We start from the raw sequence: 16,618 nt of genomic DNA on the forward strand, positions 1-16,618 counted from the left end.
TATTGCTCCTTTCTATCCAAGTGCATTAAATTTCCAACCGCTTGGAGTACTCGCATAAAAACCCGATCCCATATTACCGTCTGTAAAACGAATATGACCCCATTGTTGGAATCCACCGCCACCTAAGTTAATTCCCTGCATTGCTCGTATATTCCTAAAGATTTTCACTTCTTTTTCAGTACTTATATCAAACGTTTGTCCGTCTGGTGCTGGAGCTATATTGTTATTCACACCACCTACAGCAATTGCGTTAAACGGCTGAATACCATCTGCTCTTTCTGCTGCAGCACGATCCCAATTATACATAGATGCATATTTGCCACTGTATAACGTTACACCACTTACACAAATTGCTGTTCCTTGTCTCATGTCAGCATTTCCAGAACAAACTTTAATAATCAATGCATGTTGTTGCGGAATATAGTTTGTTGGCACTTTGAAAGTAAAAGAATACCTTCTGATTTCTCCGTAGAATGTAGACGGCTCAGGGAAGTCCATCTTTTGTTCACTCAATATGTCGTAACTTACGTTATCTCGGAATTTAACGCAGCATACGTGTATTCTCGGTTTTCCGGTCTTACGCACGCCATTTATCATGGCAGTTCTAAAATGAGCAGATGCTGTATATTCGTTACCAGGATGTATACCGTTATTCACGATTGCTTCTGGGTAGTTATACATATCTACCCTTGCAGCATTCACCATCTGCTCGTAATCGAATATATGTGTATTCTTTTCTATTACGACATTTCCCCACGACTTCCAAGTAAGGCCATATCCACCTTCAAATCCATAATAATCGTTATGGCCAATGTTTTTCTTTGTAACACTAGAAAAGTCTGGATCTGCTATTAGGTTTCGTCTTGATACCGCAGTTGTTTTTGTGCCCCATTCGTCTTGGAATAGGAAGTCTAGCATTTTAACAGTTACACCATCTTTATCAATGGTTATCTTATCACCATCAATTCTAATAAGATTCGTATCAATGCCTTTTGCAGTTAACCATTTCACCATTGTATCGGCATTAATATTCAGTTTCTCAGCATCGATTATAATCTTACCAGGTGACATATTAATAGAAGTAATGATACCGTCTTTTAAAATTTGTGCTAAGATCCCTTCATCTAATACCTGTAACTTCGATTCTGTTTTCTTTACATAGGCATTATAGGTCTCATTAATAAAACTTTCCTGTTTTTTTGAAATGATAGTAACGCCTTCTTCATTAGTAGCGATACTTCTTTCCAATTCGGTTACTTTTTTATCGTAATCTTTAGTTGCTACTCTATTAGCAATATCCTCTATCATTTTGTCAGCATCCGTTTGATCTTTCGGATGTAACCAAAATTCTGTAGCTATAGTGCCACGTTGTAACATAGGTGCAGCACACCATAAACGCCCATTTCTTGTAACGTAATAACGCCATCTCACAAACGATGCATTAGCTGGTGCTTTATCTGTGCATACAGCACGAACCCATGTATGATTTACAACAGTGATATTCGTTCTAGCTGTCTTAATACGAGTTTTTTTGTCAGCAGTCCACCATTCCATTTCAATAAATGCACCGCCACTATCAATAGGTGTTTTCCCATCAGTATTGAAATAACCTGATGCAACAAACTCTTCGTTAACCTGACACTCAATGAATTGACTTGTAAGTCCCCACCAACGATCTTGCGTCTGGCCAGCAACAGTAATTGCAAATGTATTCATACCTTTGTATTTTAAACTCGTATCAACAGCACCAGTAGCCCCATTACCGCTATTCCAAAACCAATATTTCTGTCCTAACGTAAAATTAGCATCACGCAACTCGTTGACAGTACCTAAACCACCTACATAAGCTTCAACATCTTTCTTTTTCATTGCTAGCTTCAATTCTTCAGATTGTTGCAGGATCGTTGTAGTAGCTTCAGTCAATGTTTGCCCTTGCTGAGTTTGTATTTCCTGTATTTTTTTTACATCACTTGTTATCCCTTCGGCGTTCTTCGTAATCTCCGTTACTTTCTGGCTGAATACATTTTCTTTTACCCCATCTTCCGGAGACGGAGCGAATGCTTTCGGCATAGATCCTTTTAACACAGATACATTTTTGAAGTAGCATTCACTACCATCAGCAGAACGATCGCCATAAATATACAAGCTAAAACCTTTTTTCATATCTGATTTATCATGTAATTTCATTGTTGCATACACACGAACCCATTTTTTAACAGGTTCGATCGTTAATTCTGGCGTCCCCCCACTATGAAAGCCCATTGAAGTGTTACCCTCAATAAAGTGGTGTAATCCTACCGCTATTTTGTTATTTGCTGTTTCCGTCCATACATCTAAAGCGATCGTGTACGTATCACCTGGCTGGAAATCATTTCGGAAACTAGCTGGCATTTCTTGAGGCATTCCAAGCCACCTTTTAGCTTGACCGAATTGACCATTTTTGTTAATAACAGCAACTACAGGATACCCAAACTTTTTGTCATTAACGTGCATATGATAACCCTTTGTAGGATCTGTTGTTCCAGCGTTATAACCTGTTGCCCAATTACCAGCGCGCAAATTACCGTTTAGGTTCTTATCCCATTGCAGGTCGTTATCGGCCCAATAGTGTGTGAAATCTCCATTACGTACATAGTTACGATCACCAGCATCATTAATGATAGATTCCGTTTTTTCAATACGCTCTTTTACACCCTCGAAACTTTGCTCCAACTCATAAGTCGATTTTGTAAAACCTGTAGGAACAGAACCTTTTTCTAATTTAGGTTTCTTGAAACGAAATTTCTTACCCTTTGAATTTTCGTTTCTTTCAAATCTTAATCGCAATCCCCATCCAGTTGCCCTCGCATCAATTTTAAATGTAAATGATCTCCTAGACCAATTAGCAACAGGGAATCTATTGTACAAGTTTTCTGCCCAAACTCCATTAATAAATTGGAATACAATTAAATCAATAGGAACATCATTTTGCAAATCGATACTAAATGTCATATCTTTCTCTTTTTCGTAGTCACCCATCTTAGTATTATCTAAATGGAATTGATAGAAAGAGTCGGTATGATCTGTACATTCTACGATCATGTAATCCTCAGTGAACGATTGAGCAGCTTTGTTGACTAGTGCGCCTCCAGACATTCCAATTGTTTGTGGCTTTTGATTTCGCCCAGTATTGATTAGCCAGTTTTCAACACCCACTGTACGCGATTCAACCTGCTCCAATTTTTTAGAGATTCTCCCAGCCTCTTCTTTGATCTCGGTTGTTATCTTGGTGAAAACATTACCATCTGCAATATCTTCAGGAGCAGGTCTCCACGAATAATCTTTACTGCCTATAGTCAATTGTGGTGAACTCTGCTGATACCAACAACCAGCAGGAGGATTTACGTCAGGTTCTATACGAAAATGACTCTCGTTATTCGTTCCCGTTGATGCCATCATGACCGCTGTCACTACAAATGAAACACTTACACGTTGCCATTGATTAGTAGATTTATTTGGACGGATGCCGGTAGCCCCTGCAGCAAAATAGAAAGTGTGTTGTAAATCTTGGCCATCCGGTAAACCTTTTACTCGAGTATAAATTGTATAGGTTACTTTATCTCCTACTTTGACAACTCCCCGATCCACCAAATCTTTGAAGTTATAAGCTAAAGCAGTCCATGATGTTTGTGTTTCAACAACTACATTACCTTGAAAAACATCCTTCGAAATTTTAACTTTATCTGCTGATTTAAACCACCAACGATTGTCTGCTTGCGCCCAGGTCAAAGCGCCATCAAAAGTTTTAGAACCGATTAACAGGTTTCTTACATCGTCATTAAAGTTTGCTACACTTTCTTTAACTTCTGAAATAACTTTCGTATTTCCGTCCACATCACTTACTAAGGTGTTGACCTTACTTGTAGTCTCAGTACTATTTTTCGTTAATGTTTCAATAGACAATTTAAATTTCTCAGAATCCTGTTCAACCTGGGTTACTTTTTTATCAATTTCACCTTGATCTCTTTGTACATCAGAAATAGTTCTTGTAACTTTTGAAAGATCCTCTGTTACTGTATTAAATTGCCCAGTAGCTTCTTCTTGCGCTTCTTCCACTTTCTTATTTAATTCTTCTTTTGTGAGTTTAATATCCTTACTCACCTGCTCCAGTGTATCTTTTTTAATTGATTCCACATCAGGAATAAGAAGCTCCCACCCTTTACCATTCCACACTTTTAAAATACCAGGTTTACCGTTACTAATATCTCGCCATAATGTTTTACCTACTATAAGATTATCAATTGGTGGGTTTTTAGCTTCAATAATATTTACCGTATTATTTTTCAGGTTTTCCTGGACCTTTTCAGCAATTTTCTTAGCGGATTCAGATTCTTTTTGAGCATCATTTGCTGTTTCAGCAGTTTCTTTAACCAACTTATCTAGCTGATCTAAAATTTCTTGTTTACTACCTAATGAAGCCAGGACTTTATTATAGAGCTTGCGTAATTCCTCGTTTGGATCAACAATTTCACGGTAATCACCAAATACATATTTATCTTGCATCGGATCTTTAAATGACTCATCGCCAGCGATTGCTCGTGCTTCAAGGTATAACTTGGGTGTAAATCCAGTATCTTTGATTCGGATTGTATCACCTTCATTAATTAACTCATGTGCCAATCCAAACACACGACCAATTGATTGTGCTTCAACTTCATAAGAAACAGATGTGTTTACACGTTTTTTCATCTCTGTTTTCATAAGAGTCATTAAACGGCCTGGAGTGATATCTTGTTCTGTCTCTGGAGTATAGAATCCGAATTTATGCTTTCCTTTTTCATTCCAGCGCTGAAACGCATCATTATCTACGATGTACGGCAAACCATTATTAATACTCTCAACTGTAATTATCTTATCTCCTTCACCTTTAACGAACCCTATAAGCGCTGTACAAATATTTTGAGAGTTTTCAATACGTTTGATTCCCATTAAATCTTTACCAAGAGTCACTTCTTTACCTATTTCTCGACCACGCTTCTTAACCATATCCACATAGCGACCAACGAATTGATTACCAACAACTTCAGCACGATACACAATTTCCAAATCAAAAAGAGAAGCGATATCCTTTAATAATTTAAGCGGATCGATAGGTTCATTAATAGTCATTGTATGAAAACCAGAGTATTCTGTACGGCCTCGTTTCCACTTTGTCCCTGTTAAAGCTATGTCAATAAACTCATTGACCGTTTTCCCTTCAATTCGTTGAGGATTGATAACACCTGCTTTTGCTAATAAAATCCACTCACCAGATGCATAAGTAATTACGGATCTATCATTAGAAACTTTTTCAGCTTCAGTAATTACATACGGTACAATAACACCGCTACGCACTTCTTTTAACACTAAGTTTTGTTGCAAGAGTGTAGCTGCTTGTTCTGTACCATCAGCCGTTGTAAAATCAAACTTATCAATATTGTTCTTGATTTCCCAATGCCGTTTATCATCCCAATAATCTTTAGATTGGATAGTAGAAACAATTTGTTCTGTTTGAAAATCAACAACATGAAGTATCCCACTTGGTGTCCTCATCTAAATCGCTCCCTATATTTAACCTTTGCTGTTCCTATATCAGAAGGAATAATTTCAAGTTTATTAGTACCTTTATTGATAACAGGAAAATTACTAAAAATATCTTTTATGTTAATAGCGTTTTTCCCTTCAATACTGACACGACTGTTTTCTGTATCAATCACGACTTTGTCACCAACATCGACTATATAAGGCGGTGTATTTTGATTATTTAAATTCACTTTCCAAAATTTCAAATCAGAAACTGTCATCGCTTCTACTGGCGGAACATCTTGCCACTGCATGATACTAATCTGTATTTGAGCTGCTTTTTCCATATGTTTATTGTCTTTATCAGTCCACCTTGCAAAGCGTTCTGAATCATCTTTTTCTGTTCCAGGAAGAAATTTTGAAATATAAGCCTCCCAATCGTTACCGGTTCTAGCGATCCACAACCTGCCATAATACTGATTCCATGTATTCGGATAATCACCACTCTCATAAATTAAACCTGTTTTTCCAGGTTTATTATCATATCCAATTACCATCGTTCCAAAATTTTGTTCAGCTTGCCAATAGAGGTCATTCATGGCAATTTTTGAAAGAACTTTGCTGTTTTCATCGAGTATCGCTATCTCAACTCGTCCCATTTCATTAATCGTTTTACTTTTACATGTAACGTGGGCTTGCATAATAAAATCTTGTACTGGCCCACCAGGGATACTCTTCTTAACAGCTGCGCCATGCCATCCATTACCTGATCCATAGTCCGAACAATAGAATTGGTAACTATCTGTTTTCATTTCACCAACTGGATTACCATCTTCCATAGAACTAACCTTACTCCACCCTACAGTTGTGGACATTTCATCCCATATAAGACGTTGATTTCTTTCTACAGGCAATTGCTCCATTTTTAATGGCATTCCAATACGAAAATAATCCGGTTCCTTTGAATATTTATCTTCAAACCATACATCTAAAAAAGTGTTTGGTTTCGTAATGTCAATCTCAATAATAGGATTAGAATGAACAGTTCCTTTGTTTTGAACATTTGCCGTTAACCCAAGCGCACCTGTTTGAAAATCTACTGTTCGAGTAGGTCCTAATTTATAAGGCATCGGACAAATAAACTTCAAAGTGCCTTTACCTAACGTAACGAAATCATCAGGATCAAACTCTTCATCAATCACAGCTAAATATGTTCTATCAGGAGTTACATCAAAAACTAGCTCAACTGCTTCTTCTGTAATTAACCAAGCTGCTATTTCTTCTTTTAACGTTTCTAAATCTGTTCCATCTGGAACGATAATTCCCACAGGAACAGGAAGTGGACGAGGATCTGTTTCCATTCCTAATAATCTCGCGCCTGGATATCCAGGTGTTTTTAAGAAATTACGTTTTAAAGGCGCCCATGTTGGTGGACTCCATCCTTTTTCTATTTGGATATATTCTTTTCGTTGATTGTTGAATGTAAAAGAGCTCATTTTGACACCCCGTTTCTTTATAAAATAAAAGAAACCCAAACCTAAAAGTCTGAGTTTCTTTTTGCTTCTCTTTCTTGATACTCGGTTGTATAGCGATAAGTACCGCGTGCCACGTCTCTTCCTTCTAAATTAACAGGTACTTCAATAACTAAATCTCCACCAAGCATTGGAATGACTCCACCGCCAGATGATCCTGAAGAATAATTAATCACTGGATTCGCAACACTAGCTGCCATAGCTTGTCTACTATTTGACATATTCCCATACACACCACTCATAACACTCTTTAACCCTGATAATTGACTCATTGAACTAGCCATCATCCGGCTCATATCACTCATTAGTTGATTCATAGTTCCAGTGATACCGAGGGATCTTTCTTTTGAAGATAACGGTGTAACTGTGATAGAATTCCCTCTTTTAGTAAACAGTTCGGGTCCTTTTTCTCCAGTAATAAATGAGCCATCTCCTACAGGTTTTCCGCCTTTCGCAAGCATTGGTACATGTGGAATAGTTGGAGCGCTAACTCCTGGTATATTGTTTAATAATTCTGCTGGTGTATTAAAGCCATCTATAAATTTATTTATGATACGAATAATTCCATTGATAGCTGTACGAATACCACTTTTAATACCATCCCATACGCCTAATACTGCTGATTTCATGCCTTCAAATGCCCCACTAACCGCATCTGTTACCCAACGAACAGGCGTCATAATGGCTTCTTTCAATCCATTCCAGACAGAAGATGCGGTTGACTTGATACCTTCCCAAATGTTTGAGAGGGTTGATTTAATACCATTCCATACGTTACTACTTGTGCTACTAATCATGTTCCAAACCGTTGAAATGGCTTCTTTGATGCTATTGAATACAGAACTCGCTGTGGAAACAATTGCGTTCCATAAGCTAGATAGATAGCTTTTAATCGTATTCCATACTGCACTTGTTGTGGAACTAATCGTATTCCATGTATTCACAATCCAATCTTTTATTGAGGTGAATATTGGCGTTACAAAAGCTACTAACCCGTTCCAGCATGATTGTAAGAAACTCTTAACAGCATTCCATACAGACATTGTTGCTGAACTGATTGTATCCCACACAGCAATGATCCAGGACTTGATTTGTTCAAAAATCGGCATAACAAACGCTACAAGCCCATTCCAACAGGAAACTAAGAAATTCTTAATTGTTTCCCATACAAGACTTGTAGTAGAACTAATGGTATTCCAACATTCAGAAATGAAATTCTTGATACTTTCAAATATTGGCGTAGCAAAGTATAAAATAGCCGTCCAAATTGCTTGTAAGTATTGAGTAATAAAACCCCATACAGTTTGAATCACTGTGGAAATGCCATTCCAAATCATAGAGAAGAAATCAGCAATTCCTTGTAAAATAGGAGTTAGAAAGGCAACTAGTCCATTCCAAGTGTTAATGAAAAACTCACTAATCGCTGTCCACACTTCAGAAGTAGTTTGACTGATACCATTCCAAACTTCCGATAATGTTTCAACTACTCCATCCCAAATCCCAGTCAAATACTCCACAATTGAATTCCATATTTCTGTAGTCGTTTCAACAATAGAATTCCATATTTCAGATAAAGACTCAACTATCCCATTCCATAACTCTATTAAGTATTCCTTAATCGAATTCCAAACTTCCGATGTAGATTCACTAATGCTATTCCACGTTTCACTTGCCCATTGTACAATTCCATCCCATATTCCTACTAAGAACTCTCCTATTGCATTCCAAGCATCAATGGTCCATTGTTTGATATCATCCCAATTTTTATAAATTGCAACACCTAGAGCGACAACAAGTGCTACTATTATCGGAATAATAGCAACCAACCCTGTCATCGCCCATCCTATACTTGTTATAACAGCAACTATTGGTGCTAAAGCCATGAATGCTCCTGCAATTACACCAATAGCAACTGCAATCGCTGTTAACGTTGCTGCTAATTCAGGATTATTAGAAATCCATTCAGCGAATTTAGAAACAAGATCTGCTATAACGGCAAGAACAGGCTGAAGAGCAACTTGTAAATCTTGCATTGCTTGTTGAAATTTAACCGCTGGAGATGCATCTATTTTAGAAGTAGCACCCTGTAAGTCCTCTACTCCTTTTTTTAAATCGACTTGTTTACCTTCCGCTTTCAAAATGGTATCGATAATTTTCTTCCCTTGGTCTTCCCAAAGAGTACCGAACATCTTCGTGCCAAGTGCATTTCTGTCTGTAGCATTTTCAACACCAGCTAAAGCCTTAGTTGCTTCAAGCATAGCCTTTTGTCCATTTTCACCACCGCCAGCAATTGCCTGACCCCATTTTTCAAACTGATCCGCCGAGATTTTTGTTTTATCTAAAACCTCTTGCATAGATTTATCTACACCCGCACCAAATTCGGCCATTTTAATACGACCTTCTTTTACACCCGATATGTTCAACAGGATTCGCAACATCCTGCCAGTTCTCTTATGAACTTCTGTACATCACTATACAGACCAGACTATATCATCATCTTTTATATAAGATGCTCCCCATTTCGGATATCATCAGCTTACACCCTACGCTTTTCAGCTAGTCGTTGCACGTTCCTTTGTTAAAGGCTTCGCTCAGTATTGTCTCTTTTGAGAGTTCCACTGAATTAAAGGAGTTTTCTATGAATGTCGCCACTCATAGGGACAATCATTTATCCAATAGGTTATCGATATTCCAACTTTTAGTATCTACTCCTGCTGACATGATTCCTTGGACTTCTTTAGCCGAAAATCCAGCTTGAATCATCTGATCCCCATATTCTGCGATAATATCTAATTGTTCGGGTGGAAAACCTGTTTTTAATAACGTATTAACTAACCCCAATGCTTCCTCGTTAGTAATACCTAACGTTGCACCAATCTCATTGGTTTCTTGTATAAGTTCATTAAAATCAATTCCAGCATAGGATGCTGCAATAGTCGCTGCCCCTTTAACTACAGCGGCATTTGTTTCATCAGAAGCATCCTTATTTAATGCCCATTGTCGGCGAACACCTTCTAATGCTTCTTCAGCGTCAATACCATAAGTACTAACGCCCCTAATAGCTTCTTCCACTGATTTTTTCGAAGACTCTGGAACATCAAAAGTGATATCAATCTTAGTTTTCAATTTTGACATATCCATTGCTTTTTCGACTGCACTAGCAATACCGCCACCAGCTGCCATACCACCAATGACATTTTCCAATCCTATTTTTAATCCTTCAAACTTTTTCTCAGTTCTCCCAGCTTCTTGTTGTAAATCTCTCAGTTCATTTCGTACTTGCTGAATTGAATTCCCAGCATCCACAGATCGTAGCGCACGTTGTAACTTTTCAATATCAGCTTCCGTTCCTAAAGCTTCACGACCAATAAGACCAATTGCTTGTTCTAACTGTCGACTTGTAGCCGATCCACTTTTAATTGCATTTACAAGACGATTACCTAATGCGCCTGCAAAATCATCCACGCTTTTGCCTGTAGCGCTAAACAACGTTTCTAATTGTCTTGTTGAACTTGCCACATTTTCTTGTTCAGCTTTCATATTACCAAGCTTATTTTTCAAACCATCAAGTGACCCTTGTGTAAATTCAATTTCACGTCTAAACGCACGATATTGTTCTTCCGATATCTTTCCATTTTGGAATTGCGCTTGAACCTGTTGCTCCGCTTCTTTTAATTTATCGAGCTTTTGTGTAGTGTTTTCAATTTGTTGTGTAAGCAACTGTTGTTTTTGGGCTAATGCTTCCACATTACCAGGATTAAATTTTAAAAGGCGCTCTACCTCTTTCAGTTCGGTCGCTAAGCTATCACTCTGTTTATTTACATCTTTTAAAGCGTTTTGTAACGGCTGCGTATTCCCACCAATTTCAATCGTAATCCCTTTGATTTTTCCTCCAGCCATTCTTTCACCCCTTTCTTAGAATGAATCAAAGTCTTTTTGGTTTGCTTTTCTGACTTTTTCTTTGTCTGGATTCTCCATTTCAGCGAATTCTGCAATATAATCAAAACAATCTCCAATTGTCATGACTTCCAAATCCCAATGCGTTAATTTCGCTTTATAACAAAGAGCAAGGAACGTATCAGTGGTTAATTCTTCATCACTGAACGTCCCTTGCTCTCCATTACTTTTCTTTATTTTTTTTTTGCGCCCATCGTACTTTGAATCATATCCATAATTTCCGGAATAATCTCTGAGATAGGGAATTCATCAAAACCGTCTAACCATGTAATTGGCTCAGCAATTTCTGGATTTGCTGTTTTTGCGTATAACCAAACTAAATCATAAACAACTTCAAAATCTAGCTTACTTAAATCTGCATTTGCTAAATCAATAGTGGCTAGTGAACCCTCTTGAGGATTTGAAGGGGACAAAATCCCTAACTTAAACATATCAGCAAATAAATCACGTCTGAATTGTGCTTTATATCGTTTAACAGTAGCTGCTGTACTTTTTAATCGGACTTGTTTTCCGTCTATTGTAATTGTCTTTTCCATTTACTATTACGCTCCTTTAGGTGCTGCTGGTGTTTTTACATATACTTTTTTGTACCAGTCGTTATAAATTGCTTGCGTTGTTTTAGCAGTCGTTTTCGTTTTAACCATAGGTCTTCCCCCTGGTGCTAAAACAATTGGACTAGAAACAAACTTCAGTTCATTTGTATTTGGTTCAGCCGAACTTGTTTTTGTTTTAGATGCAAGTGTTGGACGACTTGCTGAACAGTTATACATAACATGTCGAGTTGCATTGACATCACCATCAAACTCAAATAATAATGCGAATGGTTTTCCTTTTGCATCAGCCAATTCATTTAATACACCATCCGTTTCGTCTAATTCTTCACCGAGTGCATCAATAGCAAATTTTTCTGGGATAGTAGCAATACTTAATGTTCCATCGTAACCCTGATTATTACTTGCCGCATAATAAAGCATGTCATCTGCATAGAATTCAATTAAATCACCGCGTGGCTCAAATGTTAGTTCAACTCCACCAGGTAATGGAATTGGCGTCCCAAATGTAACTAAGAAATCTTTAATATCAAATGGCACGTAATGTACATTTTTCAAACCGAATGTTACCTTGTTTTCATTCATTTACAACAACCTCGTTTCATATGTTTTTTGAAATAATTTCTCAGATTCAATAAAAATCCCATACGAGTCATAAGGTATTTCATGATCGTCTAGAACCTTTTCCAGCTTGGCTTCTGCAACCAAGTCCTTTTTTGTGGTATAAAGTTCGATATTTACATCATTTATCTTGTGATAGACCTTGTTATCAGCCATTAAATTTGCTGAACCATCCACAAGAAAACAGATATAAGGCGGCTCCGGAACTGGATTACCAGGTGTTGCTGTGAAATGCGAATAAGCCACAGGATAACCTGTAGCTTCAAGAATTTTTATAAATTCTCCTAATGTTACTGTCATGATTCAATTGCCCTTTCAATACGTTTTGGCAATTCATCAATTACATACTCTTCAACTGGACGAATATGTACTTTCTCTGGTACTCGTCCACCATCAGCTTTCGCATGACCATTTTCTAAAAGATGCGTTAATTGTCCTTTTGTATTATGGATAACAACAGCTTTATCAACTTTTTTCTTGCGCCAGCCTTTTCGATAACCACCTGTTTTTTTAGGACTATTTTGTCTTAACTTATCTACAGCGATATCAGCTACATCTTCTTGTGCATTTGTTAATTCTTCTTCCACAACATTTGCATATCTTTGTAATTCTCTAGCAAGCTCTCCCGCAAAATCGTTCATATTAAACATGCTCCTTTGCGATAATAGTCCATGTTTGATACATTTCATCATCATTCATTGGTGGTTCGATAATATCAAAGATACGACCTTTCATATTAATTCGCATTTCTTCCGTAATACCAGAAGTGTATGGAATTACGAATCGATAAACTCGTGTAGCTTGTGAAGCGGAAGCTTCAATGTACTCAGATCCTTTCACTGTTCTTATCATCGCCCAGGCTTTTTTAAATTCTGGCCAAGATGTTTCGATTACTTGGTTTAATTCATCTTTTATTACTACAGGTTGCTCAATGCTAATTCGATTTCTAAAATCACCTGTATTCAGTGGTTTTTTATACTGAAAAGGACGCATATTAATCACCGTCCAATTTAATTTCTTCTAACGCTTTATCAACACCTAAACTATTAATCTGACTTAAAAAATTCTTGTCAAAATACTCTAAGGCATCGTTATAGGCATAACGAGAGCGTTCAAAGACTAATTCCTTGAACTCCTCGTTATTATTTAAATCATAATCGCCACAAACTCTTAATAAAGCCTTATTGGACGTAGAAAGGATACGCTTTAGGTTATCGTCTTCCTCATCTCCTAAGTGCATCCTTTCTTTGAACTCTTGCAATATTTCATCTGAAATTGTTGCGTTTCTCATTTACTTCACCCTTTATTTAGTTTTTTGTTTCTGCAGGTGGTGTAAATGAAATTTCTAAATCGTAAACAAGAGCCGCTTTATTATCTTTCGGTTTCCCATTAGCAAATTGTTTAATTGTATAAAGAGTAGCATCTTCGAAAGCTAATGTTTGATCAAATTCTTTTAGCTTGTATCCACCTGCGATTGCAGCAATATATTGTCCTTTTACAAAGAATAATGCTTTACCAACAGGAACTTCCTCACATTCGACAGGTTTAATGTTATAAGGCAATGCCATTACCCATTGACCTGTTGCGGTCTGGATTGTATTACGTGCTTGTACGCCAATCGCATCAATCGGGTTAACTACCATTACAATTTTATTTAATACTTTTCTGGATTTCCCTTTGGCATCAACAGATAAAGCTTTTACTACTTCATAAAGTTCGCCTGCTACAATTTCCCCTTTATCAGACGGAGCAAATGTTAATTTGCCAGAAGATTTTTTATCAGTAACAGCGCCTGTTTCTGGATTAACATCTTTCATTAAACCAACTGGTTGATGTGCTACGGATCCGCCGCCATTAATAAAACCAAATTCTAGACCGACAGAATATGTTTCTACTAAAACAGTTCGAACGTAACGTTCAATCCACTCCGGTCCAAGTTCCTTCATATCATTCGGAATTGCTGCAAATGCAGTTAATTTAAGTTGGCCAATTTTTTCTTGTTTGAAGATGGCATCAATTTGTCCACGGATTTCCCCGAATAATTCGCCCCATACATACGCCTTCGTTGCATCAGAATAAATAAACTTCGTAACTGCTCCTAAATCTTGCAAACCAATTTCAGCTAATAATGGATGTTCCGTAACTAAATCTTCAAACACACGCTCTTGCGTCGTTACAGGAAGGATTGAGCCATCTGTAAATCCACCTTCTTTAACAACTGCATTGAAGAATTTTGTTTCTGCTGAAGTTAAAACATTTTGACCACGTTGCTGTAAAATGGAACGATCAAGCATATCGTTATTTACTTGTTCACGAACTGTATTTGCTACATCTGTTTGTAATGCATCAAAGAAACCTTCAAACGCTGACGTTTGTTCTTGTTCTGTACTTTCCGCGTTAGTTAAAGTATCCGTCAATTTTGCTTTTGCCTTATTAAATGCTTCAGATTTATTAAATTTAATAACCATTATGTGTTTCCCCCGTTTTTTATAATTTTAAAAGGAGCCCTTTAATCCCACTGTTTTTTACAGGTTTAGGATTCGGCTCCTTTGGTTGTTCTTCTATATTGTTTTGTAAATCATTCAGGATTTCATTTTTTAATCCTGATAATGCTGCATTTAAATCTTCTTTTGTAATTCCTTGGCCTTTGTTCATGGTTCCATTTCTAAAGCCATCGATTACTTTCTGCGGAAGCATGGCAGCAGTAGCCGTTGAAGCTGTCATTTTAACCTGATTCTCCATAAACATGATTTCATCCGCGAAATTGTTTTCTAATGCTTGTTGCGGACCCATCCAAGTTTCTTCAGCCATCATATTAAGTAGTTCCTCTTCTGATTTACCACTTTTAATGACGTAGGCATTCACAATTGCTCGATCTGTTATTTTCAACATCTCAGCCGCCTTTTCCATGTCACGGTGATCTCCACCATGCCACTTAGCAGCATTGTGAATCATGATTTTTGCTGTTGGAGAAATTCGAACTTTATCACCAGCCATCGCAATTACAGAAGCTGCACTTGCTGCTAAACCAACAATTTGAACTTCCACATGACCAGGATAATTTTTTAATGCTGTGTAAATTTCTGAACCCTCATCTACATAACCACCAGGACTATTGATTGATACAATTAAATCCTCACTATTTGCGTTATCCAGTTGTTTTGTAATCTTACCTGGGCTTGTCGCATCCATTTCGAACCAATCATAAATCCAAGCTTCATCATTCGAAATAATTGGCCCTTTCACGTCAATTTTCACCGTCATTTGTATTCTCACCTCCTTCAGATTCAGTTAGTTTCGTATAGTTTTTTGTAATATGATGTGTATTTAAGTTAGGATCACCAGAAACTTCATATCCTACTTCTAATCGAATCTCATTCCCTGTAAATGCACTTGAAGAAATGAGTTTATCGATGCTTGTCGCAAGATCAAATATACTTTGATAAGAAACAGCTTTAACTTCAATTTTGTGACCTGAAAGATACTCTTCTTCTTCAAAAAATTTAACGTTTGCTTCATCAGAAAGCTTTTTTAATAAAGGTTTCACTGTGAAAAGCATATAATTTTTCGTTTGCTTCTCAACATCAGCCATTTCGCCATATATCAAAGCAGTTGGAATACCAAAAGCCATTGCTACTTGATTTAAGAAACCATTCGTTACTTTATTGATTTCCTCCACACTCTGACCAGAATTCCCTCCGCCTGATGTTTCAGCATACTTAAAACCTGGTTGTTGCGGAATAATAGCAACATCTTTTTCACCAATAGCTTTATACATGTTATCAATAAATTCTTGAAGCTTCGCTTGATGTTCTTTACTCTTTGCCGCAAGCATGTCCATGTCAACTGTTCCGCGAATTTGATTCTTACGTTTTTGAGAACTTAATATCCTACCGAATAAATCACCATAATCAGTAAACAAACCATCGATAAGAGGTGATAACTTATCATTCCTGTATCTTAAATGAATGACTTCACTTTGTTTAAAACTTCTTTTAAACTGATAATCTTTTACAGTGACATTTGTAAAAGTATCTTCAAACACAGCATATTCGTTATGTTCAAAGTCATCAGCAATAAGTAGATCACCATCATCCGCTTGGATAATCAAAGCTTCATTATCATAAATAAGTTTGTAAATGAAACTCTCCCAAAAAGTACTAGCTGTCATATTCTTATTTGGTCTAATATTTAATCGGTAATAAAGCTCATCCTTTTCAAATTCTTCTCCATTTTTCACTCTGAATTCCGACTGACTTATTGTTCTTCCTAAAAAAGAAATACATGTATCAATCGCTAGTCGCTTCATATGGACTCTATTTGCCTTTTCGATAAACATTTCCACATCAAACATAAATCCTACTTCACTATTTCTTTTAAATACTGCGTCCAACCATCCAATGATTATCACCCCCT

General features: G+C 37.0%; 13 protein-coding genes. All 13 read right to left on the reverse strand.

The window, feature by feature from the left end:
• Positions 1–12: 12 nt before the first annotated feature.
• The 13 genes from JFU02_RS17115 to JFU02_RS17175 all read right to left on the reverse strand — a co-directional run bounded on the left by JFU02_RS17115 (position 13) and on the right by JFU02_RS17175 (position 16,613).
• Positions 13–5,571 carry a phage tail spike protein gene (locus JFU02_RS17115; protein WP_201071310.1) on the reverse strand — a complete coding sequence of 1,853 codons (5,559 nt, stop codon included), beginning with the start codon at positions 5,569–5,571 and terminating at the stop codon, positions 13–15.
• A complete protein-coding gene (locus tag JFU02_RS17120) occupies positions 5,568–7,037 on the reverse strand; it encodes a distal tail protein Dit (RefSeq protein ID WP_000094134.1) in 1,470 nt (489 codons plus the stop codon). The genes JFU02_RS17115 and JFU02_RS17120 overlap by 4 nt, the downstream gene beginning before the upstream one ends.
• Positions 7,038–7,078: 41 nt before the next feature.
• Complete coding sequence (locus JFU02_RS17125) at positions 7,079–9,460, reverse strand: phage tail protein (RefSeq protein WP_201072150.1); 2,382 nt, start codon at positions 9,458–9,460, stop codon at positions 7,079–7,081.
• Between the two features lie 277 nt (positions 9,461–9,737).
• Entirely contained in the window at positions 9,738–10,973 is a 1,236-nt protein-coding gene (locus JFU02_RS17130) for a hypothetical protein (protein WP_000897022.1), read from the reverse strand.
• A gap of 230 nt (positions 10,974–11,203) precedes the next feature.
• Positions 11,204–11,566 (reverse strand): hypothetical protein, encoded by a 363-nt coding sequence (locus tag JFU02_RS17135; protein WP_000415930.1) that lies wholly within the window; start codon positions 11,564–11,566, stop codon positions 11,204–11,206.
• A 6-nt stretch (positions 11,567–11,572) separates the two neighbouring features.
• Entirely contained in the window at positions 11,573–12,166 is a 594-nt protein-coding gene (locus tag JFU02_RS17140) for a major tail protein (RefSeq protein ID WP_063674928.1), read from the reverse strand.
• Complete coding sequence (locus tag JFU02_RS17145; protein WP_000219079.1) at positions 12,167–12,502, reverse strand: hypothetical protein; 336 nt, start codon at positions 12,500–12,502, stop codon at positions 12,167–12,169. It lies immediately after the preceding gene.
• On the reverse strand, positions 12,499–12,843 hold the full coding sequence (locus JFU02_RS17150; protein WP_000997538.1) for an HK97 gp10 family phage protein: 345 nt from the start codon (positions 12,841–12,843) through the stop codon (positions 12,499–12,501). Before JFU02_RS17150 ends, JFU02_RS17145 begins: the two co-directional genes overlap by 4 nt.
• Position 12,844: 1 nt before the next feature.
• Positions 12,845–13,195: a phage head closure protein gene (locus JFU02_RS17155; protein ID WP_201071312.1), complete on the reverse strand. Its 351-nt coding sequence runs from the start codon at positions 13,193–13,195 to the stop codon at positions 12,845–12,847.
• A 1-nt stretch (position 13,196) separates the two neighbouring features.
• Positions 13,197–13,493, reverse strand: coding sequence for a hypothetical protein (locus tag JFU02_RS17160; protein WP_001243201.1), 297 nt, complete (start codon positions 13,491–13,493; stop codon positions 13,197–13,199).
• A gap of 16 nt (positions 13,494–13,509) precedes the next feature.
• Positions 13,510–14,670 carry a phage major capsid protein gene (locus tag JFU02_RS17165; RefSeq protein ID WP_201071315.1) on the reverse strand — a complete coding sequence of 387 codons (1,161 nt, stop codon included), beginning with the start codon at positions 14,668–14,670 and terminating at the stop codon, positions 13,510–13,512.
• Between the two features lie 19 nt (positions 14,671–14,689).
• Positions 14,690–15,466, reverse strand: a complete 777-nt coding sequence (locus tag JFU02_RS17170) for a head maturation protease, ClpP-related (protein WP_021727808.1) — start codon at positions 15,464–15,466, stop codon at positions 14,690–14,692.
• Positions 15,450–16,613 carry a phage portal protein gene (locus JFU02_RS17175; RefSeq protein WP_481748754.1) on the reverse strand — a complete coding sequence of 388 codons (1,164 nt, stop codon included), beginning with the start codon at positions 16,611–16,613 and terminating at the stop codon, positions 15,450–15,452. Before JFU02_RS17175 ends, JFU02_RS17170 begins: the two co-directional genes overlap by 17 nt.
• Positions 16,614–16,618: the final 5 nt, after the last annotated feature.

Source organism: Bacillus sp. TH13 (assembly GCF_016651175.1).
GTDB lineage: Bacteria > Bacillota > Bacilli > Bacillales > Bacillaceae_G > Bacillus_A > Bacillus_A thuringiensis_S.

What these genes read in the sequence shown, in the direction of transcription:
- JFU02_RS17140 (WP_063674928.1), bottom strand. Translation starts at nt 12,166, where the DNA reads ATGAATGAAAACAAGGTAACATTCGGTTTGAAAAATGTACATTACGTG.
- JFU02_RS17130 (WP_000897022.1), bottom strand. Translation starts at nt 10,973, where the DNA reads ATGGCTGGAGGAAAAATCAAAGGGATTACGATTGAAATTGGTGGGAAT.
- JFU02_RS17125 (WP_201072150.1), bottom strand. Translation starts at nt 9,460, where the DNA reads ATGGCCGAATTTGGTGCGGGTGTAGATAAATCTATGCAAGAGGTTTTA.
- JFU02_RS17145 (WP_000219079.1), bottom strand. Translation starts at nt 12,502, where the DNA reads ATGACAGTAACATTAGGAGAATTTATAAAAATTCTTGAAGCTACAGGT.
- JFU02_RS17165 (WP_201071315.1), bottom strand. Translation starts at nt 14,670, where the DNA reads ATGGTTATTAAATTTAATAAATCTGAAGCATTTAATAAGGCAAAAGCA.
- JFU02_RS17160 (WP_001243201.1), bottom strand. Translation starts at nt 13,493, where the DNA reads ATGAGAAACGCAACAATTTCAGATGAAATATTGCAAGAGTTCAAAGAA.
- JFU02_RS17120 (WP_000094134.1), bottom strand. Translation starts at nt 7,037, where the DNA reads ATGAGCTCTTTTACATTCAACAATCAACGAAAAGAATATATCCAAATA.
- JFU02_RS17115 (WP_201071310.1), bottom strand. Translation starts at nt 5,571, where the DNA reads ATGAGGACACCAAGTGGGATACTTCATGTTGTTGATTTTCAAACAGAA.
- JFU02_RS17155 (WP_201071312.1), bottom strand. Translation starts at nt 13,195, where the DNA reads ATGCGTCCTTTTCAGTATAAAAAACCACTGAATACAGGTGATTTTAGA.
- JFU02_RS17135 (WP_000415930.1), bottom strand. Translation starts at nt 11,566, where the DNA reads ATGGAAAAGACAATTACAATAGACGGAAAACAAGTCCGATTAAAAAGT.
- JFU02_RS17170 (WP_021727808.1), bottom strand. Translation starts at nt 15,466, where the DNA reads ATGACGGTGAAAATTGACGTGAAAGGGCCAATTATTTCGAATGATGAA.
- JFU02_RS17150 (WP_000997538.1), bottom strand. Translation starts at nt 12,843, where the DNA reads ATGAACGATTTTGCGGGAGAGCTTGCTAGAGAATTACAAAGATATGCA.